Source organism: Pseudomonas sp. VS40, assembly GCF_018587885.1.
Taxonomy (GTDB): domain Bacteria; phylum Pseudomonadota; class Gammaproteobacteria; order Pseudomonadales; family Pseudomonadaceae; genus Aquipseudomonas; species Aquipseudomonas pergaminensis.
On record NZ_JAGYWD010000005.1, the window covers coordinates 290,078 to 313,123 of the forward strand.

The following is a 23,046-nucleotide window of genomic DNA, read 5'->3' on the forward strand; positions in this document are numbered from 1 at the left end:
CAGACATGAACAAAGTTGCGCTTATCACCGGTATTACCGGCCAGGATGGCTCGTACCTGGCGGAGCTGCTGCTGGAAAAAGGCTATACGGTGCACGGCCTCAAGCGCCGTTCGTCGTCGTTCAATACCCAGCGCATCGATCATATTTACCAGGACCCGCAGGCCCTGCATAAAAACCTGATCCTACACTACGGCGACCTGGCGGACTCGTCGAACTTGACGCGCATCATCCAGCAGGTCCAGCCCGACGAAATCTACAACCTCGGCGCGCAATCCCATGTGGCGGTGAGCTTCGATTCACCGGAATACACCGCCGATGTGGACGCCCTGGGCACCTTGCGTATTCTTGAAGCGATCCGCCTGTTGGGCCTGGAAAAAAAGACCCGCTTCTACCAGGCCTCGACCTCCGAGTTGTATGGCTTGGTGCAGGAAACCCCGCAGAAGGAAACCACGCCGTTCTACCCGCGCTCGCCCTATGCGGTAGCCAAGTTGTACGCCTACTGGATCACCGTGAACTTCCGTGAAGCCTACGGCCTGTATGCGTGCAACGGCATCCTGTTCAACCACGAGTCGCCACGCCGCGGGGAAACCTTCGTGACGCGCAAGATCACCCGCGCCCTGACCAACATCGCGCTGGGCCTGGAGCCGTGCCTGTACATGGGCAACATGGATGCCCTGCGCGACTGGGGGCATGCCAAGGACTATGTGCGCATGCAGTGGATGATGTTGCAGCAGGACAGCCCGCAAGATTTCGTGATCGCCACCGGTGTGCAGTATTCGGTGCGTGACTTCATTCGCTGGTCGGCGGCGGAGCTTGGGCTACGCCTGCGCTTTGTGGGTGAAGGCGTGGAGGAGGTGGCGGTGGTCGAGCACATCGACGGCGACCTGGCGCCGGGCATTCTGGTGGGCGACGTGATTGTCCGGGTGGACCCGCGTTACTTCCGCCCGGCCGAGGTGGAGACGCTGCTGGGCGACCCGTCCAAGGCCAAGCGCGTGCTCGGTTGGGTGCCTGAAATCAGTGCGCAGGCGATGTGTGCGGAGATGGTCCGCGAAGACCTCAAGATCGCCCAGCGCCACGCCTTGCTGCGCCTGCACGGGCATGACGCACCGATTGCGGTGGAGAACTGAACATGGCACGTGATCTTGATGCGCGGATTTTTGTCGCCGGCCATCGCGGCATGGTCGGTTCGGCCATCGTGCGGCGCCTCTGGGCCTTGGGCTACACGCAGATACTCACGGCGGGCCGCGATGAACTGGACCTGCTCGACCCGGCGGCCGTGCAGGCGTACTTCGCCAGGCACCGTATCGACCAGGTGTACCTGGCGGCCGCCAAGGTGGGTGGGATTCATGCCAACGCCACATACCCGGCCGACTTCATCTACCAGAACCTGATGATCCAGGCCAATGTGATCCACGCTGCCCACAGCCATGACGTGCAGCAACTGTTGTTCCTCGGCTCGTCATGCATCTACCCGGTGCATGCGCCGCAACCGATGATCGAAGCGGTGTTGCTGGACGGTGCACTGGAACCCACCAACGAGCCCTACGCCGTGGCCAAGATCGCCGGGATCAAGCTGTGCGAAAGCTACAACCGCCAGCACGGCCGCGATTACCGCAGTGTGATGCCGACCAATCTGTATGGGCCGGGCGATAACTACCATCCGCAAAACAGCCATGTGATCGCCGCCTTGTTACGGCGCTTCCACGAAGCGACCCAGCGCGGCGATGACGAGGTGGTGATCTGGGGCAGTGGCCGACCGCGACGGGAATTCTTGCACGTGGATGACATGGCGGCGGCCAGCGTGCATGTGATGGAACTCGATGCGGCGCGCTACCGCGAACAGACCCAGCCGATGCGCTCGCACCTGAACGTAGGCACCGGCGTGGATTGCACCATCGCCGAGTTGGCCGAGGCGCTGGTGCGGGTCACCGGCTTCCAGGGGCGCCTGCGTTTCGACACCGACAAACCCGACGGTGCGCCGCGCAAGTTGCTCGATGTCAGCCGTATCAACGCCCTTGGCTGGGAAGCCTACGTGCCGCTGGAGGAGGGCTTGCGTGACGCCTACAACGCCTATCTCGCGGCGCTCGAACAGCCTCGGGGCCAGTGATGAAAGTGCTTTTGTACGGCATCAATTACAGCCCGGAGCTGACCGGTATCGGCAAGTACAGCGGTGAACAGGCGCGCTGGCTGGCGGCGCAAGGTCATCAGGTCCGCGTAGTCACGGCGCCGCCGTATTACCCGCAGTGGCAGGTGGGCGAGGGCTATTCGCCGTGGCGTTTTCGTACCGAGCTGGATGCCGGCGTGACGGTGATCCGTTGTCCGCTTTACGTACCGCGCCAGCCCACGGCGATGACGCGTCTGCTGCACCTGATGAGTTTTTCCGCCAGCTCGTGTGTGGCGGTGCTGGGGCAACTGCGCTGGAAGCCGGACCTGGTGATCCTGGTGGTGCCCACGCTGTTCTGTGCGCCCCAGGCGTTGCTGTTGGCCAAGCTCAGTGGCGCGCGGTCGGTGTTGCATGTCCAGGACTATGAAGTGGATGCGATGCTCGGCCTGGGCATTGGCGGCGGTTCGCTGTTGCGGCGCCTGGCGTTGGGTGTGGAGCGCTGGCTGCTGCGGCGCTTTGATCGGGTCTCGACGATTTCCAGCGGCATGCTCCACAAGGCACGGGGCAAGGGCGTGTACAGCCAGCGGCTGATGTTCTTTCCGAACTGGTCGGAGACCGCACGCTTTCGCGATGTGCCGCGCGACCGCGCGTTGCTGCAACGCCTGGGCGTGCCGCCGGGAACCAAGGTGTTGTTGTACTCCGGCAACCTCGGCGAGAAGCAAGGCCTGGAGCTGATCCTCGATGCCGCCCAGGCCCATGCCCAGCGCACGGAGTGGGTGTTCCTGATCGTCGGCCAGGGCACCGGCAAGGCGCGTCTGCTCGAACGTGTACAGCGTGACGGGCTGCGCAATGTGCTGTTCGCGCCGTTGCAGGCCTACGAGGACTTGCCGGCGCTGCTGGCCTCGGCCGACGTGCACCTGGTGATCCAGAAGCGCGGCGTTGCAGATGCGGTGTTGCCGTCCAAACTCACCAACATTCTGGCCGTGGGCGGCAACGCAATTATCACCGCCGACCCCGATACCACCCTCGGCCGCCTGTGCGAGGAACATCAGGGCATTGCGGTGTTGATCGAGCCGGAATCGGTCACGGCACTGAGCACGGGTATCGAGCGGGCACTGGCAATGCCGAGGCGTAATGAGGTGGCGTTGAATTACGCCAAGGAGTTCCTCGACAAGGAACGCATTCTGCAACGTTTTCTGGCACAGGTTTGATGGGTATGTGGCTTGATTTACCGACCTTCCAAACGGTCGTGGCTTCGACGCCGTTGGTGGCGATTGACCTAGTGGTGAGAAACAGCCGTGGCGAAGTCTTGCTCGGTTTGCGCGTCAACCGGCCAGCCTTTGGTTTCTGGTTCGTGCCCGGGGGGCGTATCCGCAAGAACGAAAGCCTCGACAGCGCGTTCCGGCGCATCACCGGCGAAGAGCTGGGACGCACGTTTGAACGCGCCAATGCGCGTCTGCTCGGGGTGTACGAGCACTTCTACGATGACGGCGTGTTCGCCAATGCCGGCAGCGGGCCGGATACCCACTATGTGGTGCTCGGTTATTGCCTGGACCTGGAAGATGGGCAGACTCTCTTGCTGCCCACCGAGCAACATCAGCAGTACCGTTGGTGGCCACAGGATGAACTGCGCTTCAGCCCGCGCGTGCATGAAAACAGCCGCGCCTATTTTTGACGCTCTGCCTCGAGGATGCATTTATGTTGTTACCCGTGATCATGGCGGGCGGTTCGGGGTCGCGCCTGTGGCCGCTGTCGCGGCAACTGAACCCCAAGCAGTTCCTGCGCCTGACCGATGCGCACCTGTCGATGCTGCAGCAGACCATCCAGCGCCTGGAGGGCGCCAATGTCGCCTTGCCGCAGTTGATCTGTAACGAGCAGCATCGTTTCCTAGTGGCCGAGCAGTTGCGCCAGCTCGGCATGGAGCAGGCGAGCATCCTGCTGGAGCCGGTTGGGCGCAACACCGCGCCGGCCATCGCCCTGGCGGCGTGCAAGGCGGTTGCCGAGGACCAGGACCCGATCCTGCTGGTGCTGGCCGCCGACCATTTGATCGAAGATGTGCCCGCGTTCCATGCCAGCCTCGAAGTGGCGCTGCCCCTGGCCAGGGCCGGCAAGCTGGTGACCTTCGGCATCACCCCGACCTGCGCGCATACCGGCTATGGCTACATCGAGCAGGGCACGGCGGTGGGCGAGGGCAGTTACCGGGTCAAGCGCTTTGTCGAGAAGCCGGACGCCGCCACGGCCGCGCAGTATGTGGCGAGCGGTTATTACGCCTGGAACAGCGGCATGTTCATGTTCCGCGCCAGCCGCTACCTGGCAGAACTCGAACGCTTCCAGCCGGCCATGCTCGAAGCCTGCCGCGTGGCGCTGGAGGGCGGTAGCCAGGACCTGCCGTTTACCCGCGTGCATGCGGCAACCTTCGCCACATGTCCGGACGACTCCATCGACTACGCCGTGATGGAAAAAACCGATGACGCGGTGATGGTGCCCTTGCACGCCGGCTGGAGCGATATCGGCTCGTGGTCGGCCCTGTGGGAGGCCAGTGCAAAAGACGCCGGCGGCAATGTGCTGCGCGGTGATGGGTTGCTGCTCGATACCCGCGATAGCTATGTGCACGCCGACAGCCGCCTGGTCGCCACCGTCGGGGTGCACGACTTGATCATCGTCGAGACCAAGGACGCCGTGCTGGTGGCTCACAAGGAGCAGGTGCAGCAGGTCAAGGGGATCGTCGATCAGCTTAAGCAGGCCGGGCGGCACGAGCACCTCAACCACCGAGAGGTGTATCGGCCGTGGGGCATGTATGACTCGGTGGACAGCGGCGCGCGGTATCAGGTCAAACGCATCACCGTGAAGCCGGGAGCCAAATTGTCGGTGCAGATGCATCACCACCGCGCCGAACACTGGATCGTGGTCAGCGGCACGGCCCGGGTCACCAATGGCGAGCAGACCTACCTGGTCGCGGAAAACCAGTCGACCTATATCCCCATCGGCCAGGTGCATGCGCTGGAGAATCCTGGGGTGATTCCTTTGGAGTTGATCGAAGTGCAGTCGGGGTCTTATCTGGGCGAAGACGACATTGTCCGATTTGAAGACAAGTACGGCAGGGCCTGAAGTTTCCGACAATTAATAACGTTCCGAATAACTTCAAACATCGGCAATGCAGTGAGGGCCGGGCACTTTGCCGGTAAAACGTTATTTTCAACTAATGCACCTGGAAGTTACCCGTCTGGTGCGCTGTTTAGTTGGATGGCACTATCGGCCCGGCTACTCACTGACGATAAGGAGTCTGTTATGAGAAAAGCACTGGCGGTTATTGTGCTCAGTGTCATGAGTACGACGGTGTTGGCCGACGAGTTGCCGTTGGGGCTCAGTACCAAGGTCGCGGGTTCGGTGACAGTCGGGGAAACCCTGCTGGTCGCCAGCGCCATTGTTGCCGGCGTGGCGGCTGCGTCCAACAGCGGCGGCAGTTCCAACGGCGGCACCACCACCGGGACCACCGGTACGACCGGAACCACCGGCACCGGCAACTGATCCACCACCTTCCGCTTTTCAGACTGCTTGGATTCCCCATCCGAGTAGTCTTTTTTTCTTGTCGTTTATCGCGAGTGTCCGAGCACTATGATGCGTATTTTTTCTGTGGCGGCCGTGGCCGCTGCATTGTTACAGGGCTGCATGTTCGCACCGGGCCAATACATGGACACGGCGGCGTTGACTGAAAGTGGCGGCGCGCAAAACAGCCGGGTGGATTTGATTCCGATCACACCAAAGTTACTTGCCATGGACGCGGCCAGCCAAGTGCCTTATTCCATTCCTGCGGAACTATTGAGTTATAAGCCGGGCCCGTATTTGATCGGCGCCAATGACGCGTTGTATATCACTGTATGGGATCACCCTGAACTCACGGCACCGTCCGGCCCGCAACAACAGATCGACGCCAACGGCCGCTTGGTCAGCCCCGAGGGCAACCTGTTCTACCCCTACGTGGGTGAGTTGGTTGCCAAGGGTCGATCCATTGAAGCGCTGCGCAGTGAGATCACCGACAAGCTGCGCCAATACATCGATAGCCCCCAGGTGGACGTCAGCGTACTGCGCTTCGCCAGCCAGCGCGTGGTGATCACCGGCGCGGTGGCCAAGGCCGGGCCGGTGCCGATCACCACCATCCCGTTGAACGTGATGGAAGCCATGGGCGCCGCCGGGATCGACCCGCTCAATGCCGATCTGTCCAACCTCACGCTCAGCCGAGGCGGCAAGCGCTACACCCTGGACCTCGACACGCTCAACCTGGCGCAGTCGCGCCTGAACGACATCTACCTCAAGGACGGCGACCAGTTGTACCTGGCCTACAATGACCGCAAGCGCATCTATGTGATGGGCGAAGTCATGCAGCCCCGTGCCCTGACCTTCAAGACCCGCAGCATGAACCTCTCCGACGTGCTCGGCTCGGTGGGTGGGGTCAATCAGAACACCTCCAACGCGGACGCGATCTATGTGATTCGCGGCGCGCAGAACATCGCCAACGAGCCGGCCAAGGTGTTCCAGCTGGAAGCTGCGTCCCCTTCGGCCATGGCCCTGGCCACGCGCTTTGATGTGCAGCCCCAGGATGTGGTGTTTGTCGGCCCGGCGAATATCACGCGCTGGAACCGCTTCATCAGCCAGTTGATCCCTTCGGCCACAATCGTCGGCATCGGCGCGTCCACCCAGAACAACCTGAGCGAAGCCAGCAGCCGATAGGGTGGAACCTGCGTGAACACTCATAAAATCGCTGCTTATATGGGGTTGGCGTGGCTGTTGGCTGGCTGCAATCCACTGATGACCGCCTCCCTCGATACCTTCAAGGCGGCCGTGGGCGGGCCGGCGCCACTGGCACTGACCCAGGCCCAGGTGGATGCGGTGCCGTTTGCCCAGATCAAGGTCACCACGGTGTCCAGCGAAGGGGTGATGGCGCTGATTCGCCAGCGTGGCGACCTGCAGTTCTGGGTGGCTTCCGGCAAGCAGGTGCTGTTGGTGCGTAATGGTCTGGTGGTGCGCACGGTCGGCCTGGGCGTGGACCTCAATGGCACGCACTGGCAGGGCCAGTCGCCTTTCCAGCAAGGCTTGCACCGTATGCCGGATGGCTACCGCAGCACGCGGCAGATCGATGGGGTGGACGGCTATCGCATGGGCATCCCGCTTACCAGCCGTATGACCCGCAAGGGCATCGAAACGGTCGAGATCCTCGGCAAGCCCTACGCCTTGTTGCGGGTGGACGAAGACGTCGAGGCCAGCGGCTTTCAGGCGCGCAACCGTTACTGGGTCGACCCCGTCGACGGCTTTATCGTGCAGAGCGAACAGCACCTCACGCCCGACCTGACCCTGACCATCACCCAGCTGCAACCCACTCGCAAGGACGCCCGATGATCGGTCGAATACTCACGGCGCTGCTGCTGTTCTGGAGTTGCGTCAGTACGAGCCAGGCCGCCGTGACCGTCAGCGGCCAGGTGCGCACCCCAGGGCCTATCGCGCTGCCACCCGATGCACGTTTGCTGGACGCGATCATTCCGTCGCAACCGGATGCCCAGGGTTATTGGCTGGGAGCAGCCTGGTTGCATCAACCCTTGCTGGAACGCCAGGCGCGGCTCAAGGCCGGCGTGCTGTTTGATTTGCAAACCCTGCACCAGGCCGCGTTGGCTGAAGGGCTTGAAGGCCGGGCTCATAGTGCCGAACGCTTGTATCGGCAGGTGCAGCCCTTACCTGTCACTGGCCGCCAGGTGGCGGTGCTGGACCCGGTGGCGGTGGAAGTCGGCTTTGCGCCGAACCTGCCGCTCAGCGATGGCGACCGCCTGGTATACCCGCCACGGCCCACGCAGGTGCGCGTGGTGGGGGCTGTCGCTGCGGCGTGCAGCCTGGCGTTCGAGCCGCTGCGGGCAGCCCGGGATTACCTCACCGCGTGCCCGCCACTGATGGAGGCGGATGCTGATTATTTGTGGGTGATCCAGCCTGACGGGAAGGTCTCGCGCCTGGGCATTGCGCCCTGGAACCGCGAAGAGGGCGCCCCCCCAGCGCCCGGCGCCACGCTGCTGGTGCCGATCCGCAGTGACGACCTGAGCGCGCCCACCCCTGACCTGAATCAGCAACTGGCCGAGTTTCTCGCCACCCAACCCCTGGCCGAGGTCACGCCTTGAAATTATGTATTGCGGCCGTGCTGCTGGTGCCTTGTGGCGTCGTGCATGGTGATCCCCGTTACACCCAAAGCGATTTCGGCGGCGTGGGGCTGCTGCAGACGCCTACCGCCCGCATGGCGCCCGCCGGCGAACTCAGCGTGAACGCCAACCGCACCGAGCCCTACAGCCGCTACAGTTTTTCTGCGCAACCACTGGACTGGCTGGAAGGCACGTTCCGCTACACCGCGATCACTAACCGGCCCTATGGCGCTGAGTCGTTCAGCGGCGGCCAGAGTTACAAGGACAAGGCCGTCGACGCCAAGGTGCGCTTGAACCAGGAAACCCACTGGTTGCCGGAAGTGGCGCTGGGGTTCATGGACCTGGGCGGCACCGGGCTGTTTTCCAGTGAATACCTGGTGGCCAACAAGCGGTATGGCGACGTGGATTTCAGCGCTGGTATCGCCTGGGGTTACCTGGGCAGCCGTGGTGACTTAGGCAACCCGCTAGGCGTGCTGGATGATCGATTCAACGAGCGTCCCACCGCTGAAGGATCCGGCAGTTTTTCCAACGGCTATTTCCGTGGCCGGCCCGCGCTGTTTGGCGGTATTGGCTACCAGACGCCCTGGGCGCCGTTGAGCCTCAAGCTTGAAGTGGAAGGCAACGACTACAAAAATGAACCACGCAGCAACAGCTTTCGCCAGGCTTCACCGGTCAACCTGGGCCTGGTCTACAAGCTCGCCGATGCGGTCGATGTGAGCGCTGCGTGGGAGCGGGGCAATACCGCGATGTTCGGCATTACGCTGCACACCAATTTTGTCAGCCGCAAGGCACCGGCCAAGACCTATGACCCACCGGCCCCCCCGTTGCCGGCGAAGCCACCAACCACACCGCCGGACCAGGTGGATTGGGCCGCCGTGTCCCTGCGCCTGCACGATAACGCCGGCTACAATGTGCAACGCATTACCCAGCGTGGTCCGGAGTTGCTGGTGTATGGCGAACAGCAGCGCTATTTCTACAGCGCCAAGGCGGTGGGGCGCGCCAGTCGTATTCTGGACAACAGCGTGAATGACCAGATCGACTGGTTCACCCTGGTCAGCGAACGCTATGCCATGCCGATCGAGGAAACCAGCGTGCCGCGCAAGACCTTTCGCGAGGTGGTCAACCAGCGCGAAGCCCTGCAGGACCTGCACCGCCAGGTCGAGGTCAATCGTGCCAGCGAGCGCACGCAGACCGTGCTCTACACCCAAACGCCGAAGCCCCTCAGCTATGGGCTGGGCCTGGGCTACAAGCAGAACGTCGGTGGGCCGGATGGTTTGCTCTACCAGGTTTCCGCCGACCTCGATGCCGAGTACCGCTTTACCCGCAACACCTGGTGGAGTGGTTTGCTCAGCGTCAACCTGCTGAACAACTACGATGGGTTCACCTACGACGCGCCCACGGGCTTGCCGCGGGTTCGCACCGACCTGCGCAAGTACATGACCAGCGCCGACGTGACCCTGACGACCTTCCAGCTCAACCATGCGCAGCGCCTGGACCAGGACCTGTACGGCATGGTCTACGGTGGTTTGCTGGAATCGATGTATGCCGGTGTGGGCAGTGAAGTGCTGTACAGGCCGATGGGCCAGGGCTGGGCGGTGGGTGCCGATGTGAACTATGTGCGTCAGCGCGGTTTCGAGCAGGATTTGAGCCTGCGTGACTATCGCACGGTGACCGGGCATATCACCGGGTATACCGACCTGCCATTCAACCTGCAGGGGGCCTTGAGTGTCGGTCGCTACCTGGCTCGGGACTGGGGTGCAACGCTGGATCTTTCGCGGGAGTTCAACAATGGCGTGCGGATTGGTGCGTGGATCACTCGCACCAACGTGTCCAAGCAAGAGTTTGGCGAAGGCGCCTTCGACAAGGGCCTCTACCTGTCCATTCCGTTTGATGAGTTGATGAGCCTGTCGACGATGCGCCGCGCCAACCTGGTGTGGGCACCGCTGACCCGCGATGGCGGCGCGCGCCTGAATCGCGCGTATTCGCTGCATTCGATGACGGATGGGCGCGACAGTGCATTGTTCTACAAGAATATCGACAAGATCACTGAGTAAGGCCTGTAGGAGCGAACTTGCTCCTACAGGTACAGGGGGTTAGTAGATGTCCTTGGACAGCAGCGTAAACGGTGTCTTCAGCAGGATCTTGATATCCAGCCACAACGACCAGGTGTTGATGTAGCGCAGGTCGATGTCGACGCGTTTTTGCATCTTCTCCAGTGTCTCGGTCTCACCCCGGCATCCATTGATCTGCGCCAGCCCGGTGATGCCGGGCTTGATGCGATGGCGCGCCATGTACGCGTGAATCTTGCCCGAGTAATAGTCGTTGTGTGCGATGGCGTGGGGGCGTGGACCGACCAGGGCCATATGCCCTTGCAACACGTTGAACAATTGCGGCAATTCATCGATAGAGGTGCGGCGGATAAACCGGCCGACCGGGGTGATGCGCGAATCGTTGCGGCTGGCCTGGCGTACCTCGTGGTCGTCATGCACGCGCATCGAGCGGAACTTCCACACCTTGATCACCTGGCCATTCCAGCCGTGGCGGTCCTGTTTGAAGATCACCGGGCCGGGGGAGGTGAGCTTGATCAGCAGGGCAAACGCCAGGAGCACCGGGCTCAGCACCAGGATGGCCAGTAGCGCGATGCTCTTGTCCAGCAACGCTTTGCTCAGGGCGGCTGTGGGGCGGCTGGTCAGCGGGCTTTCATTGAGGAAGATCGCTGGCAGCCCGTCCACTTCGGCGACGCAATGGTTGAGCAGCAGCATGTTGTTGAGGTCGGGCACCCAGATCACATCCACGCTGATCTCCAGCAGGTTGAGGTACAACGACTCGATGTGGGTGGCGTCCTGCAACGAGTGGGTGATGTACAGGCGGCGAATGCCATGCTGGCGGATCAGTTGCGGCAATTGCGGCAGCTCGCCAAGGATCTGCGCCTGTGCATCCGGCGCGGCCTCGGCATGGCTGCCGACGAGCCCCACCAACGGTGAGCGCTTTTGGCGAGACAGGGTGTTCGCCAGGTCGACGGCAAGTTTGCCGGTGCCCACTATCAGTGACTTATGCCGTTGGTGAAGTTGGCGATGGTAATACCGGGACAGGCTGTGCAGTGGGATATAACACAGGGCCAGCAGAGGGTAACTAACCGCCGCCCAGAGCAACAAGATATCCAATGGAAAGAATGAGGTGGCATTGCAGGCGATACCCACCGCGAACACTATTAAAGCGGTGAGTAACCATCCCATGAACAGCCGTCCCAAGCCTACGCCATAGTCATCTTTCTTGCTGTAGACATCACACAGACTGTACGCCGGTAATGAAGCCAGTATGGTAAACGCCGCAAGCACACGGTAGTTGTACTCAAGTTGGCCGGTCCTGAACACGACCAACATAAATAACAGTGCAACGACCAAACTCGAGGCAAGCATCCACTGACCCCAGAACGTCAAACCCTTGGGGGTCAGGTTGCGATGCATTCTAGTGTTATTCAGCATAGTTCTGCTCCCGGTGGTGACCACGCAGGTGGTGGCAGGGTCTAATCACGCGGTGGAATACCCGCACTAAAAGATAGGCACGCGGACGCGCGTACCCACGGATAGTAATGAACGGCAGGAGGCATTGGCTGACGACTTATAACAGGGGCAGCGGCGTCTTAGTGTGAGGGTGTTATAAAAGGGCAGGTAAAAAAGTGTGTATTAATAGGCAGGGTGGGTATCAAAGTATCCGTTCTTTTTTTTGTTTTAACGGCGTGACTGAGTGAGTTCCAAGGGCTTCTTGATTTTTTGTGTAAGACAATAGCCACGGTTTCTCACCGCACGAAACAAGCGTTCGCCATCGTTGACACGCTTGAACTTTTCTTGGAGCCGGCTCAGGCACATTTCCAACCCGCGATATAGATCAGGTTCGCGTCCGATATTACGGATCAGCTCCTCTTTGCTGACAACACGCTCTTCATGGTGCAGCATCTTTTTAATCAACGCCGATTCAATGGTTGTCAGCGAAATACGTAAGCCGCCTTTGACCAGGGTGCGGTCATGTTGTGTCAATAGCCAGAAATCCTGAGGATAAAGTTGAGTTCGCTCAGAGGTTATATCAGTAGGCTGAGTGGGGCTATTGGGCGTGCTGTCGTGACCCGCTGGCATGGGTAGTCTGGATTCTTGTCGCACAGCGTTAAAAGAGTGTGAGGGTAAGCCAAGTGTGTGGGTAATGACATAGGTTGTCAGGCGACGGTTGTCATCGGAGTTGCAGTGTTGAGGGTTGTTTGCACGGATTTTAGGGTCTGTTTCTATTGGCGCGAATGTATTCAAGTCGTAATGAAAAAATTCGGCATTGGGCGTAAAGTCTCGCAGTGCGATGGCCGCAAGTGTGGGGGTGAAGGCGTGTTTCTTGAGGGAACTCATAGTGTCCACCGTTAGTATGAAAGTGCGGTTTTTATAAGCAGTCGGCAGGGGAGTAGTAACCGCCCTGAAAGTATTCGAACGGCAGGTTTTTAGCCAGCATGGCGCTGTCGGCAAATTCCACGGTGTCGGCGATGAAGCACACCCGGGTTGCACTGATCAGCTCTAGCATGCGGTCGTACAGCCGATCGAACAGACCGGAACGCGTATTCAGGCTCAGCCGCAGGGCGGAGTCCGGAAAAGGCATTTTCACGTAGTCGTAAAGCTTGAGGTCGATCAGCAGGTCTGCCGGTTTTGTATCGAGTCTGTAATTGTTGTAGGCCAGGGTGACAGCGCACTGGTCTTTTAACTTATATAACTGACGCACCATCGCTCGGCGTTCGACAGGGCCGGGCAGGGCATCCAGAGGATTGGTAATACTGAGCGTAAAGGGCTGTCTGCGTTTTTCCAGTGACTGGGCGGTCTGAACAATGCTCTTGTGGAGATCTTCATTCATCAAGGCGGCTTGATCGATCCGCAGTAACTTGCGGCTGACAACGGAGTTGCAGGCTTTGTGTGGTGCGCTGATACGTTGCAGCGCCTTGTGGTAGGCGCTGTCGGGTACTTGGTGATCCTGCAGTGAGCCGACGCTGACTTCGCTGCCCCAAAGTGCATGGCTGCGATCAACGATGGCTTGCCTGGCAAGCCTGAAGTCCACAGCATCGGCAGGGGCTACCTTTTCGCTATTCACGATGGGGTCTTTCCTTGGCGGTTTGAAAATGGCTGGCACATATAACTCCCCGGCTGAGTTTGTACCCATAACCACGGATATTCTGAATAATGTTGTCACCGTAGTGCGCCTTGATTTTACTGCGCAGTCGGCTGATGGACTTTTCCAGGGCACGCGAGTCGTAGTACTTGGTATTAAGGCCCATGACTTCGGCAATTTCATTGTGACTGAGCAGTCGGCGCTGTATAAGCGCGTCCAGAACTTTCATTTCGACGAAGGATATTTCAAGTTTCTTGCCGTTACCGTAAAGGCACATGCGATCCTGATCGAGCACCAGGCCACAACGATTCAGTCGTTCACCTTCACTGAGAAAAGCATCGAACAGGCTTAACTTTTTTTCAGGGGACGCCTCTGCCACTTTGATGCAGTAATCCGCGCCAGCCAGATAGTATTTGGTCTTGCTCAAACTGGAGGCGAATGTGACGACGACAAATATGGTGCAGTTGGGGTGGCTGTTTCGGGTTTTTCTTATTATGTCCAGGGTTTGATTGCTCGCCGCGGGGGTGTCGATTTCTATGATGATGGCGCGGTAGCTTGCGTGGCTTTCCTGGGTGTCAACGAGTTGTTCGTAGTAACGTGTATCGACTTTCAAATCATCCGCTACAGTGCGAACTATAAGCTCTCGAAAATCCTCCGATTTAGATGGAGTCCGTGCAATAGCGAGGACGTTGGAAAAATGCATCACCTACTCCCTTTTCCGGCATGCAAGGCCGTCAGTTCAATCGCTGCTAGCGTTTAGATACTAATCGAATTGAATACGGTAAAACGTGACAAATTTTAACATTCGCCACTTTGTTTTTCAGAAAGGAATGGGGTAGTGCGCGGTTATTGCGAGGGGTTTTGCACGGGCGTACACATATGCTAGTGCAAACTCTTAATGTGCGATAAGTATTTTAGCCCAAACGGTTTTTTTGCTGAATCGGGGAAACCCTTGCATCGCTAAGGAGGGAAGGCAGAGGCGCGCGCCACGCGCCTGCATTCAAATCTACTGCTCCCCCCGCAATTGCACACTCATGTCATCGCAGTTTTTCGCCCAGTCGCTGAGCCATTGCGGCATCGGTGGCGAGGTCTCATCCAGGCCCAGTTCCTTCACAAAGTCGCCCGGCGGCAGGGTGCCCTTGGCCGACCGGAACAGCCCGCGCATCACCACCACGCCGACCACCCGGCCCTTACTGACAAAGCGGTGCTCCATGAGGCTCCACTTGTCGTCCCAGCCGAGCATGCGGGTGTGCACCTCAAACACTTCGAACAGTTTCAATTCACGACGGAACTTGCCCCAGGTATCGCCCACGATGGGCAGCGCCTTGTTGCGCAATGCCACGCGAAAGGCGCCGGTGCGCAGCACGAAATCCATCCGTGCAATGTCGGCCAGGGAAAAGTAGCGGCCGTTGGTGACGTGCCGGTTGATATCCAGGTCCAGCGGCCAGACGCGCATGCGCACTACCGTGGTTGCCAGGCCATGGGCAGGCTTGCGCCAGGGGCGCCGGGACAGCATGAAGAGCAAGCGAAACCAGAGATTCATAAAAGCGCCAGGCAGTTGATCAGTGGCTGCACTGTAAAGAGCTGGAATCAGCTAAGGTAGGTGCGCAAATGACTTATTACATGCGAAAAGCGCAAGCGAGTTCCTTTCATGCACATTACCTTGCTCCTGGCTGACCGTTGCTCCGCTGCCAGCGCCACCCTGGCGCTGGAGATGCTGAACGCGGCCAACCTGTTTGCCGACACGCCACCCTTCGACATCGTGGTCGCTTCCCTGGACGGCCAGCCGGTGGAGGCCTGGGGCGGCCAGCGTTTGCAGGTGGATCGCTCGGTGGCGCAGGTCGCCCAGACCGACCTGGTACTGATCCCAGGCTTTCTGTTCACCTTGAAAGAGGCCTTGCCAGCCTTTCCTGCCTACGCCCCCTGGTTGCGTGAACAGCATGCACACGGCGCAGTCCTGGCTTCGATGTGCACGGCGGCCTTTCTGTTGGCGGAGTCCGGTGTGCTGCAAGGCCTGCGCGCCACGACCCATTGGGCGTTTGCCGAGCTGTTTCGACGCCGCTATGCGGACGTGAGCCTGGATGATGGGCAGATTCTCTGCGAAGAAAACCGCGTGATCACCAGTGGCGGCGCGAGTGCGGCGATGGACTTGGTGTTGCACCTGATCCGCCGTTTTGGCGCGCCGGAACTGGCCCACACCTGCGGCAAATACCTGCTGATCGATACTGTGCGCAGCGAGCAGTCGGTGTACGCCATGTGGTCGCTGCCCAAAAACCATGGTGACGGCGAGATCCTACGGGTGCAGCATTGGCTGGAGCAGCATTTTGCCGAGGCGCTGGTGATTGATGAGGTGGCCCGGCGTTTCGGTTTTGGCGTGCGCAACTTCAAGCGGCGCTTCAAGGAGGCCACCGATTACACGCCGATTGCCTACCTGCAAACCCTGCGCCTGGAACGGGCCAAGCAGATGCTTGAGTCAACCCGCATGACGTTGGAAAGCATCACCTACGCGGTCGGCTACGAAGACAGCAATTCATTCCGCCGCCTGTTCCAGCAACGCGTGGGCCTGTTGCCGGCGGCGTATCGCAAGAAATTCCTCGCCCGTGCGGTTTGATTCAGCGGTGTAGCACACGCTGGAAACCGTGCAGCAGGTGCATGTACGCATCGAAGCGCTGCAGCTGATCGGCAAGGCGGTGCTGTAGGTAGACCGCGAGCTGCATTAACCACAGGCGAAAAAAAACCGGCTGATCAGGCCGGTTTGGGGTTCCCGCAAGCAGCGCGGGGTTATACGTTGTTGCCTTGCAGGCGATCAGCACCGCCTTCGGCCAGGCCACGTTCTTGCAGACGATCAGCACCGCCTTCGGCCAGGCCACGTTCTTGCAGACGATCAGCACCGCCTTCGGCCAGACCACGTTCTTGCAGACGATCAGCACCGCCTTCAGCCAGGCCACGTTCCTGCAGGCGATCAGCACCGCCTTCGGCCAAGCCACGTTCCTGCAGACGATCAGCACCGCCTTCAGCCAGGCCACGTTCCTGCAGGCGATCAGCGCCACCTTCGGCAACACGGCGTTCCAGCAGGCGGTCCGAACCATTTTCGGCAACGCGGTTACCTTGCAGGCGGTCCGAGCCACCCTCTGCGACGCGACTTTCGATCAGGCGATCCGAACCGCCTTCAGCGACGACAGGATGGGCAAAAGCATTTGCAGCGAGTACCGAGAAAGCGAGGCTAAGCAAGATTTGGCGTTTCATGAGAGTGTGCTCCGAGTGTTTTAGTTTGGGTTGTTGCTGGTATGGGTTTGATGTTACGCGTTGCATTTTTTAAGAGAACTTCATTGGGCTGATGGTGACTATCGACGCCAGCGATGGCTCGTTGTGGCGAGCCATCGCCGGGGCAGTCATGGCATCTGCGGCAGTTCCTGTGGGCGCAGGTCGAACACCAGCACCTCGGCATCGTCACCGTGGCCCAGGCGGATCTGTTGCTCATCCCGCACGCGGGCGCCGTCGCCTTCCTGCAAGCGTTGGCCGTTGATTTCAACGCTGCCCCGGGCCACATGGATGTACACATGGCGATCGGGCGGCAGGTCCAGGGTGGCGGCTTCGTCACCGTTGAACAGGCCGGCATACACCCGGGCGTCCTGGCGCACGCTGAGTGAGCCGTCGTGGCCATCCGGCGAGATGATCAACTGCAAGCGCCCACGTTTCTGCGCGTCAGTGAAGTGCTCTTGCTGATAGCGTGGTTCAGCGCCGGCCACGGCTGGCACGATCCAGATCTGCAGGAAGTGCACGCCACGGGTCTGGCTGTGGTTGAACTCGCTGTGGGCCACGCCGCTGCCGGCGCTCATCAGTTGCACATCGCCAGGGCGGATCACTGAGCCAGTGCCCAGGGTGTCCTTGTGTTCCAAGGCGCCTTCGAGCACATAGGAGAAGATCTCCATGTCGCGGTGCGGGTGCTGGCCAAAGCCTTTGCCGGCCGCGACGCGGTCGTCATTGATCACCAGCAGGTCAGAAAACCCCTGTTCATTGGGGTTCCAGTAGTTGGCGAACGAGAAGGTGTGGAACGACTTCAACCAACCGTGATTGGCGGCGCCGCGTTCGGAAGCTTTGCGAAGGGTCAGCATGGTCTTGTCCTCAAGTGGGAGCGGGCTGCGAAATGCAGGGCTCCTGCGTTGAGAAGAAGGTTAATAGTTACCGGTAAATTCATTAAGATCATGAAGTCTGAATAACTGTCCCCTTTAAGTTGACAGTCGCGGACGTGCCATAATGCCTGCCGCATTCCTTCTCGATGGACCTTCCCCGATATGAAAACCGTGGCCATGGCGCTGTTTCCGGACTTCCTCCTGCTCGACATGGCTGGGCCGCTCGAAGTGTTTTCGATTGCCAACCGCTACCTGCCGGCGGCGGAGCATTACCGGATCCTCACCCTCGGCACCGAGCCCGGCCCGCTGCGCGCTTCCAATGGCGTGGCGGTACAGGCCGACCTGTTGCTGGACCAGGCCCAGGACGCCTACGACCTGCTGCTGGTACCTGGTGGTCCCGGGGCCTATAACGAATGCCACCCCGCGTTGTTGCCCTGGCTCAAGGCGGCAGCCCCACGGGCGCGGCGCTTCGGTTCTATCTGCACCGGGGCGTTCGTGCTGGGGCATGCCGGCCTGCTGGACAATCACCGCGTGACCACCCACTGGCACTACACCGAGCGGTTGATCAAGGCGTTTCCCAAGGCCATTGTCGAGACCGACCGCATCTACCTGCAGGACGGGCGGTTGATCACCTCGGGTGGCGTCACGGCCGGTATCGACCTGGCGCTGTCGGTGGTGGCCCAAGACCACGGCAAGCAAGTCGCGGTGGACGTGGCCAAGGTGTTGCTGGTGGTGATGAAGCGTCAGGGCGGGCAGGCCCAGTTCAGCCCAATGACAGCGGCGGTTGCCCCCCAGGAAACGGCGATCACCCGTGTGCAGAACCATGTGCTCGAACATCTGTGCGAACCCTTCACCATCGAGTCCATGGCCGCGTTGGCCGGCATGAGCGCACGGCATTTTGCGCGGCTGTTCGCCAAAGAGGTGCAGATGACGCCCATGGCGTTCCTGCAAGGCGCGCGCATCGACCGCGCCCGGCAGTTGCTCGAAACCACCGACCTGCCGCTCAAGACCGTGGCGTTCCACGCAGGTTTTGGCAGCGTGCGGCATATGCGCTTTTTATTCAGCGAGAAACTGGGCCTCAACCCGACTCAATACCGACAACAGTTCAGTTAACGACAGAATGTCCGTCTCGGGCACCCGAATGTCCGTGTCGCTCCCCGTGCCAGCATTGTCCTGTCATCCCCAGGTGGCAAGATAGCGTCAGGCCCATGGAAAAGGATGCGCAGACGCCCAAGGCCGGGCGTTTCAGCGCTTTTACACGCATGAATAACCCTCAGGCGATTGACGTTGATGGCACGCTGCGCTTCGGCGCTTATGTCTTTCACCGGCAACAACGGCTGGTCAGCAAGTCTGGCTGGCCGGTGCCTTTGGGTGGACGTGCGCTGGATATCCTCACGGTGCTGCTCGAAACGCCTGGGCAATTCATCAGTAAGGCGACCCTGATCGAGCGGGTCTGGCCGCACAGTGTGGTGGAAGAAAACAACCTGCGCGTGCACATCGCTGCGCTGCGCCGTGCCCTCGATGGGCAGCGCTATATCCTCAACGACCCCCAGCGTGGCTATTGTTTCGCGGCCAAGCTGCAGGGGGGGCTGCCCGCCACGCAGCCCCGGCACAACCTCAGCGCACGGCTCAGCGCGGTGATGGGCTGCGACGCGCTGCTGGGTATGTTGGTGCGGCGTTTGTCCGGGCAACAATTGCTGACCCTCACCGGCTGCGCTGGCGTCGGCAAGAGCACCCTCGCCCTGGCGTTGGCCGAACGCGTGTTGCCGCGCTACCGGGATGGCGTGTGGTGGGTCGACCTGGCTACTGTCGAGGCGCCAGTGGCCATGCTGCGCCACCTGGCCACGGCCTTGCACCTGGAGCCCATCGCCAGTGCCACTGAGCTGGGCCGGCAATTGGCGTCCCGCCAGTTCCTGCTGGTACTGGATGGTGCCGACCTGCTGCTCGGCGCCTGCCGGCACCTGGTGGCCGTGCTGCGCGAAAAAGCGCCGCAGGTCAGCGTACTGGTCAGCAGCCGTGAAGCCCTGCAGGTCGCGGGTGAGTGGGTGCAACGCGTACCCCGGCTGGCAGTGCCTGTGCCGTCGGCGCTGGGCAGTGTTGAGCAGGCGTTGGCGTATCCGGCGGTGCAGTTGTTTGTGGCGCGGGCAAGGGCGGGTCAGCAGGGGTTCGTGCTGCGGCCCCAGGACCTGGCGCCGCTGCGCGATATTTGCCGGCGCCTTGATGGCATTCCCTTGGCCCTTGAACTGGCGGCCGCCCAAGTCGATGCCCTTGGCGTGCGCGGCTTGCAACAGCAACTGAGCAAGGGCCTGCACGTGCTGACCCGCGGTCGGCGCACGGCGGTGGAACGCCATCGATCCCTGACGGCCGCCCTGGACTGGACCTACCAGCGCCTGAGCCTGCCGGAGCGTTGGCTGTTCCTGCAGTTGAGTTTATTCAAGATGGCCGTGACCTTGCCCACCTTGAGCGAGCTGGTCAGCGGGACTGAATTGGAACACGCCGACCTGGCATACCTGCTCGGGCGCCTGGTGAATACCTCGCTGCTAAGCCTTGAGCCCGGACCGGGCCTTGCACGCTACCGCCTGCTCAACTGCGTGCGCTGCTATGCCCTGGCGCAGCTGCGTGACCCGGTGCAGGTGGCGCGCTTGCAGCAGGGCTATGGGCATTACCTGGTGCCGTTTTCAGGCCGGCCGTTTGTCCTGCAACTCGTCGAGCAGGCGGCGTACACGGACTAGGTCCTGGGTGGCAAAACCTTCGGTGTACCGCGCGTAAATCGAGCCCAGCAAGTCCCGCGCTGCCAGCAGGCGGCCTTGGGACTGCCATAAACCTGCCAATGACGTCGCACAGCGCAATTCCCAGGCCAGCGCGCCTTGCTGGTGCGCCAGGCCCAGGGCCTCCAGCAACAGCGCTTCGGCTGCGCGCTCATCGGTCAGGGTGTCGGCGCGTACCCGCAGGATTTCCGCGGTGCACCAGCCCGCGTCGCCCGCACGGGCCCGTTCGAAACCTGGCGTGTCCACCGCGTGGGAACCCAGTGTGACCAGGATGTCTTCGATCAACCCCAGGCCTTGCAGGTCCTTGTGCCCGAGGATGCCCGCATAGTGGCCTGCCCAGGTCTGGAATAGCTGCACCGAATGCTTGTGGGCATGTTCCAACAGCAACGCCTGCAGGGTCTGGGCGCTGTCTTCGTCACCGTTGTAACGGGCGATGACCACGCCCGCCAGCGCGAGGGTGTAGCAGATGGAGGTGCCATGGTTGATCTGCTGCGCCAATTCCAGCGCCTGGCTGGCGGTGCGCCAGGCCTGCTCGGGAAAGCCTTGCAGCCACAGGATGCGCGCCAGCACCGTGAGCGAGGCGACGCTCTGGTCGTATTGCACACCGATGCCGTGGGCAAACCGGTTGAGGTGGCCGCTGTGCGCCATGCGTTGGATCACTTGCTCGGCATTGTGCCGGGCGAGTGCCTGGTTGCCGTTGTAATGCTGGGCCAGTACGCGCAGGCGCTGGGCACTGATGTCCAGTTGCGGGTCGGTGCGTGGGTCCAGGCGATCAAACTGCACGCTTTGCGCCAGCGCTTGGCGATACTGGCCCGCGCACAGGTTCACCGCCATATGCCCGGAGACCGCACGCAACTGCCCCGCGACGTCCTCGCGCGCCTCGGCCAAGCGCCGCGCACTGACGAACGCGGCGATGGTCTGCGGGGCACCGCCCATGGCGTGATAGGACAGGCTGCCCAGCGCCAATTGCAATTGCATCGTCAAGCGGGGGCAGGGCGAGATAGCCTGGTCCATCAACGCCAGCGCCTTGTCCACGTATAAACGGTGTTCCCTGAGCAACGACAACTCTTGCCACAGCGGCATTGCGCTGACCGTCAAACGGATCGCCAGCAGGTGTTCGCCGCCTTGCGCGAGCCCCCAGTCGAGGGCTGAGCGGACATCTTCACGCAGCGGCGCGTAACGGTCGATCCAGGATTGGGTGGCGACCAACTCCCAATCGTCGCGCGCCTGTTCCATCAGCGCCAGGCAGCGCTCGGCGTGACGCTCGCGAGTGGCGTCCAGTTCGTGGGCGACGCTGAGCTTTTCCAGGGCATAGGTGCGGGTGACGTCCAGCAGGCGGTAGACCATCTCGTCATCACCGGCTTCCACATTGAGCAACGACTTGGCGACCAATTGCGTGATCGAGCCCAGCACCTCGGTCGGCGCGACCTGCTCCCCGGCAATCACCGCCGCCGCGCTGGCCAGGCTGAAACCCCCGCGAAACACCGCCAGGCGACGCAGGCAGATCTGTTCGCAGGCGGTGAGCAGCTCAAAGCTCCAGTCCAGCGTGGCCCGTAGGGTTTGATGGCGGGGCAGGGCACTGCGCCGGCCACGGGTCAGCAAGCGGAAGTTGTCTTCCATTTGCACCAGCAGCCCCGGCAGGCCGAAGCGCTCGATCTGCGCCGCCACCAACTCGATGGCCAGGGGAATGCCGTCCAGGCGCTGGCAGATATCGATCGCCAGCGGCAGTTCGGCGTCGCTCAGTTCAAAGCTGTCCTGGTGAGACATGGCCCGCTCGATCAGCAATTGCAGGGCAGGGTAGCCCAACGCCTGTGCGCGGTTGCCGCTGGCGGGCGGGCAGGCCAGCGGCTCCAGGCGCTGCACGTACTCACCTTCGGCACGTAATGCCTCGCGGCTGGTCGCCAGGATGTGCAGCCTCGGCGCGTGGCGCAGCAGGGTTTCGCTGATCAGGGCGATGTCGTCCAACAGGTGCTCGCAGTTGTCGATCACCAGCAGCACCTGGCGTTCCTGCAGGCTGCGGGCAAACGTGACCAGGGGCTCATGCTCGGTGTGGGTGAGGTCGAGCAGGGCGGCGAGATTGGGCAGGATCATCGACGGCGCGCTCAGCGGCGCCAGGTCCAGCAGGCGAATGCCGTCGCGGTAATGCCCGATCAGCAGTTCTGCCACCCGCAGCGCGACAGTGGTCTTGCCGATTCCGCCGGCGCCGGTGAGGGTGATAAAGCGCTGTTCGGGCAGTTGCTGCACCAGGCTGTCGATCAGGGCCTGGCGGCCGAGCATCCGGGTACGGCGCAGCGGCAGGTTGTGGCACGTGCCTTGGGGGGCGCCCTCGGTGGGTAGCGTCATCGGTTCGATGCTCAGTGGCGCAACAAAACTGTAGCCGCGCTGGGCGACAGTGACGATATAGCGCTGCCCGGCCTGGCCATCGCCCAGCGCCTTGCGCAACGCGGCCATATGCACCCGCAGGTTGCCGTCTTCCACCACGCTTTTGGGCCACACCCGGGCGATCAGTTCATGTTTGCTCACCACATTGCCGGCCTGTTCGAGCAGGATCAGCAGGATATCCACGGCGCGCCGCCCCAGGCGCAACGGACGACCGGCCTCCAGCACCAGGCGTTGGCGCGGGTGGATGCGGTAGGGACCGAAATGCACGGCCTGGTCGTCGGGGTCACTCATGGGAGGCCATGCTCGGGAAAAGGGGAGCGGCCAGCATATTCCAGGTACGCACCGAC

General features: G+C 61.4%; 21 protein-coding genes. 13 read left to right on the forward strand and 8 right to left on the reverse strand.

The window, feature by feature from the left end; translation table 11 throughout:
• Positions 1–5: 5 nt before the first annotated feature.
• The 10 genes from gmd to KHP07_RS17025 all read left to right on the forward strand — a co-directional run bounded on the left by gmd (position 6) and on the right by KHP07_RS17025 (position 10,334).
• Positions 6–1,127, forward strand: a complete 1,122-nt coding sequence (gene gmd / locus KHP07_RS16980) for a GDP-mannose 4,6-dehydratase (RefSeq protein ID WP_214497578.1) — start codon at positions 6–8, stop codon at positions 1,125–1,127.
• 2 nt (positions 1,128–1,129) lie between these two features.
• The gene (gene fcl, locus KHP07_RS16985; RefSeq protein ID WP_214497579.1) at positions 1,130–2,107 is read left to right on the forward strand and encodes a GDP-L-fucose synthase; all 978 of its coding nucleotides are present in this window, start codon (positions 1,130–1,132) and stop codon (positions 2,105–2,107) included.
• The gene (locus tag KHP07_RS16990; protein WP_214497580.1) at positions 2,107–3,315 is read left to right on the forward strand and encodes a glycosyltransferase WbuB; all 1,209 of its coding nucleotides are present in this window, start codon (positions 2,107–2,109) and stop codon (positions 3,313–3,315) included. Before fcl ends, KHP07_RS16990 begins: the two co-directional genes overlap by 1 nt.
• A gap of 5 nt (positions 3,316–3,320) precedes the next feature.
• Positions 3,321–3,779 (forward strand): GDP-mannose mannosyl hydrolase, encoded by a 459-nt coding sequence (locus KHP07_RS16995; protein ID WP_214497581.1) that lies wholly within the window; start codon positions 3,321–3,323, stop codon positions 3,777–3,779.
• Positions 3,780–3,802: 23 nt separating this feature from the next.
• The gene (locus KHP07_RS17000) at positions 3,803–5,212 is read left to right on the forward strand and encodes a mannose-1-phosphate guanylyltransferase/mannose-6-phosphate isomerase (protein ID WP_214497582.1); all 1,410 of its coding nucleotides are present in this window, start codon (positions 3,803–3,805) and stop codon (positions 5,210–5,212) included.
• 180 nt (positions 5,213–5,392) lie between these two features.
• Positions 5,393–5,632 carry a hypothetical protein gene (locus KHP07_RS17005; protein WP_058425523.1) on the forward strand — a complete coding sequence of 80 codons (240 nt, stop codon included), beginning with the start codon at positions 5,393–5,395 and terminating at the stop codon, positions 5,630–5,632.
• Positions 5,633–5,719: 87 nt separating this feature from the next.
• The gene (locus KHP07_RS17010) at positions 5,720–6,832 is read left to right on the forward strand and encodes a polysaccharide biosynthesis/export family protein (protein WP_058425522.1); all 1,113 of its coding nucleotides are present in this window, start codon (positions 5,720–5,722) and stop codon (positions 6,830–6,832) included.
• Positions 6,833–6,844: 12 nt separating this feature from the next.
• Positions 6,845–7,498 carry a YjbF family lipoprotein gene (locus tag KHP07_RS17015; RefSeq protein ID WP_428847430.1) on the forward strand — a complete coding sequence of 218 codons (654 nt, stop codon included), beginning with the start codon at positions 6,845–6,847 and terminating at the stop codon, positions 7,496–7,498.
• Entirely contained in the window at positions 7,495–8,262 is a 768-nt protein-coding gene (locus KHP07_RS17020; protein WP_214497583.1) for a capsule biosynthesis GfcC family protein, read from the forward strand. Before KHP07_RS17015 ends, KHP07_RS17020 begins: the two co-directional genes overlap by 4 nt.
• Positions 8,259–10,334 carry a YjbH domain-containing protein gene (locus KHP07_RS17025; RefSeq protein ID WP_214497584.1) on the forward strand — a complete coding sequence of 692 codons (2,076 nt, stop codon included), beginning with the start codon at positions 8,259–8,261 and terminating at the stop codon, positions 10,332–10,334. The genes KHP07_RS17020 and KHP07_RS17025 overlap by 4 nt, the downstream gene beginning before the upstream one ends.
• A 39-nt stretch (positions 10,335–10,373) precedes the next feature.
• Here the strand turns inward: KHP07_RS17025 and KHP07_RS17030 are convergent, their stop codons facing one another.
• The 5 genes from KHP07_RS17030 to KHP07_RS17050 form a co-directional block, all read right to left on the reverse strand.
• The gene (locus KHP07_RS17030; protein WP_250883604.1) at positions 10,374–11,765 is read right to left on the reverse strand and encodes an undecaprenyl-phosphate glucose phosphotransferase; all 1,392 of its coding nucleotides are present in this window, start codon (positions 11,763–11,765) and stop codon (positions 10,374–10,376) included.
• Positions 11,766–12,011: 246 nt separating this feature from the next.
• Positions 12,012–12,671 (reverse strand): winged helix-turn-helix domain-containing protein, encoded by a 660-nt coding sequence (locus tag KHP07_RS17035; RefSeq protein WP_214497585.1) that lies wholly within the window; start codon positions 12,669–12,671, stop codon positions 12,012–12,014.
• A 31-nt stretch (positions 12,672–12,702) separates the two neighbouring features.
• The gene (locus KHP07_RS17040) at positions 12,703–13,398 is read right to left on the reverse strand and encodes a YuxH family protein (RefSeq protein ID WP_214497586.1); all 696 of its coding nucleotides are present in this window, start codon (positions 13,396–13,398) and stop codon (positions 12,703–12,705) included.
• Positions 13,391–14,119 (reverse strand): winged helix-turn-helix domain-containing protein, encoded by a 729-nt coding sequence (locus KHP07_RS17045; protein WP_214497587.1) that lies wholly within the window; start codon positions 14,117–14,119, stop codon positions 13,391–13,393. Before KHP07_RS17045 ends, KHP07_RS17040 begins: the two co-directional genes overlap by 8 nt.
• Positions 14,120–14,422: 303 nt before the next feature.
• The gene (locus tag KHP07_RS17050; RefSeq protein ID WP_214497588.1) at positions 14,423–14,959 is read right to left on the reverse strand and encodes a thioesterase family protein; all 537 of its coding nucleotides are present in this window, start codon (positions 14,957–14,959) and stop codon (positions 14,423–14,425) included.
• 108 nt (positions 14,960–15,067) lie between these two features.
• On the opposite strand from KHP07_RS17050, the gene KHP07_RS17055 reads away from it, so the two are divergent.
• A complete protein-coding gene (locus KHP07_RS17055) occupies positions 15,068–16,027 on the forward strand; it encodes a GlxA family transcriptional regulator (RefSeq protein ID WP_214497589.1) in 960 nt (319 codons plus the stop codon).
• Positions 16,028–16,197: 170 nt separating this feature from the next.
• Here KHP07_RS17055 and KHP07_RS17060 read toward each other — a convergent pair whose 3' ends face one another.
• Complete coding sequence (locus KHP07_RS17060; RefSeq protein WP_068934315.1) at positions 16,198–16,662, reverse strand: hypothetical protein; 465 nt, start codon at positions 16,660–16,662, stop codon at positions 16,198–16,200.
• 146 nt (positions 16,663–16,808) lie between these two features.
• Positions 16,809–17,531 carry a pirin family protein gene (locus KHP07_RS17065; protein ID WP_078048007.1) on the reverse strand — a complete coding sequence of 241 codons (723 nt, stop codon included), beginning with the start codon at positions 17,529–17,531 and terminating at the stop codon, positions 16,809–16,811.
• Positions 17,532–17,711: 180 nt separating this feature from the next.
• Here KHP07_RS17065 and KHP07_RS17070 point away from each other — a divergent pair, with 180 nt between their 5' ends.
• Positions 17,712–18,662: a GlxA family transcriptional regulator gene (locus KHP07_RS17070; RefSeq protein WP_078048008.1), complete on the forward strand. Its 951-nt coding sequence runs from the start codon at positions 17,712–17,714 to the stop codon at positions 18,660–18,662.
• Between the two features lie 95 nt (positions 18,663–18,757).
• Positions 18,758–20,281 carry an ATP-binding protein gene (locus KHP07_RS17075; RefSeq protein WP_099493803.1) on the forward strand — a complete coding sequence of 508 codons (1,524 nt, stop codon included), beginning with the start codon at positions 18,758–18,760 and terminating at the stop codon, positions 20,279–20,281.
• On the opposite strand, the gene KHP07_RS17080 is transcribed toward KHP07_RS17075, so the two are convergent.
• Positions 20,228–22,990 carry an ATP-binding protein gene (locus tag KHP07_RS17080; RefSeq protein ID WP_214497590.1) on the reverse strand — a complete coding sequence of 921 codons (2,763 nt, stop codon included), beginning with the start codon at positions 22,988–22,990 and terminating at the stop codon, positions 20,228–20,230. The genes KHP07_RS17075 and KHP07_RS17080 overlap by 54 nt on opposite strands.
• Between the last annotated feature and the right edge of the window lie 56 nt (positions 22,991–23,046).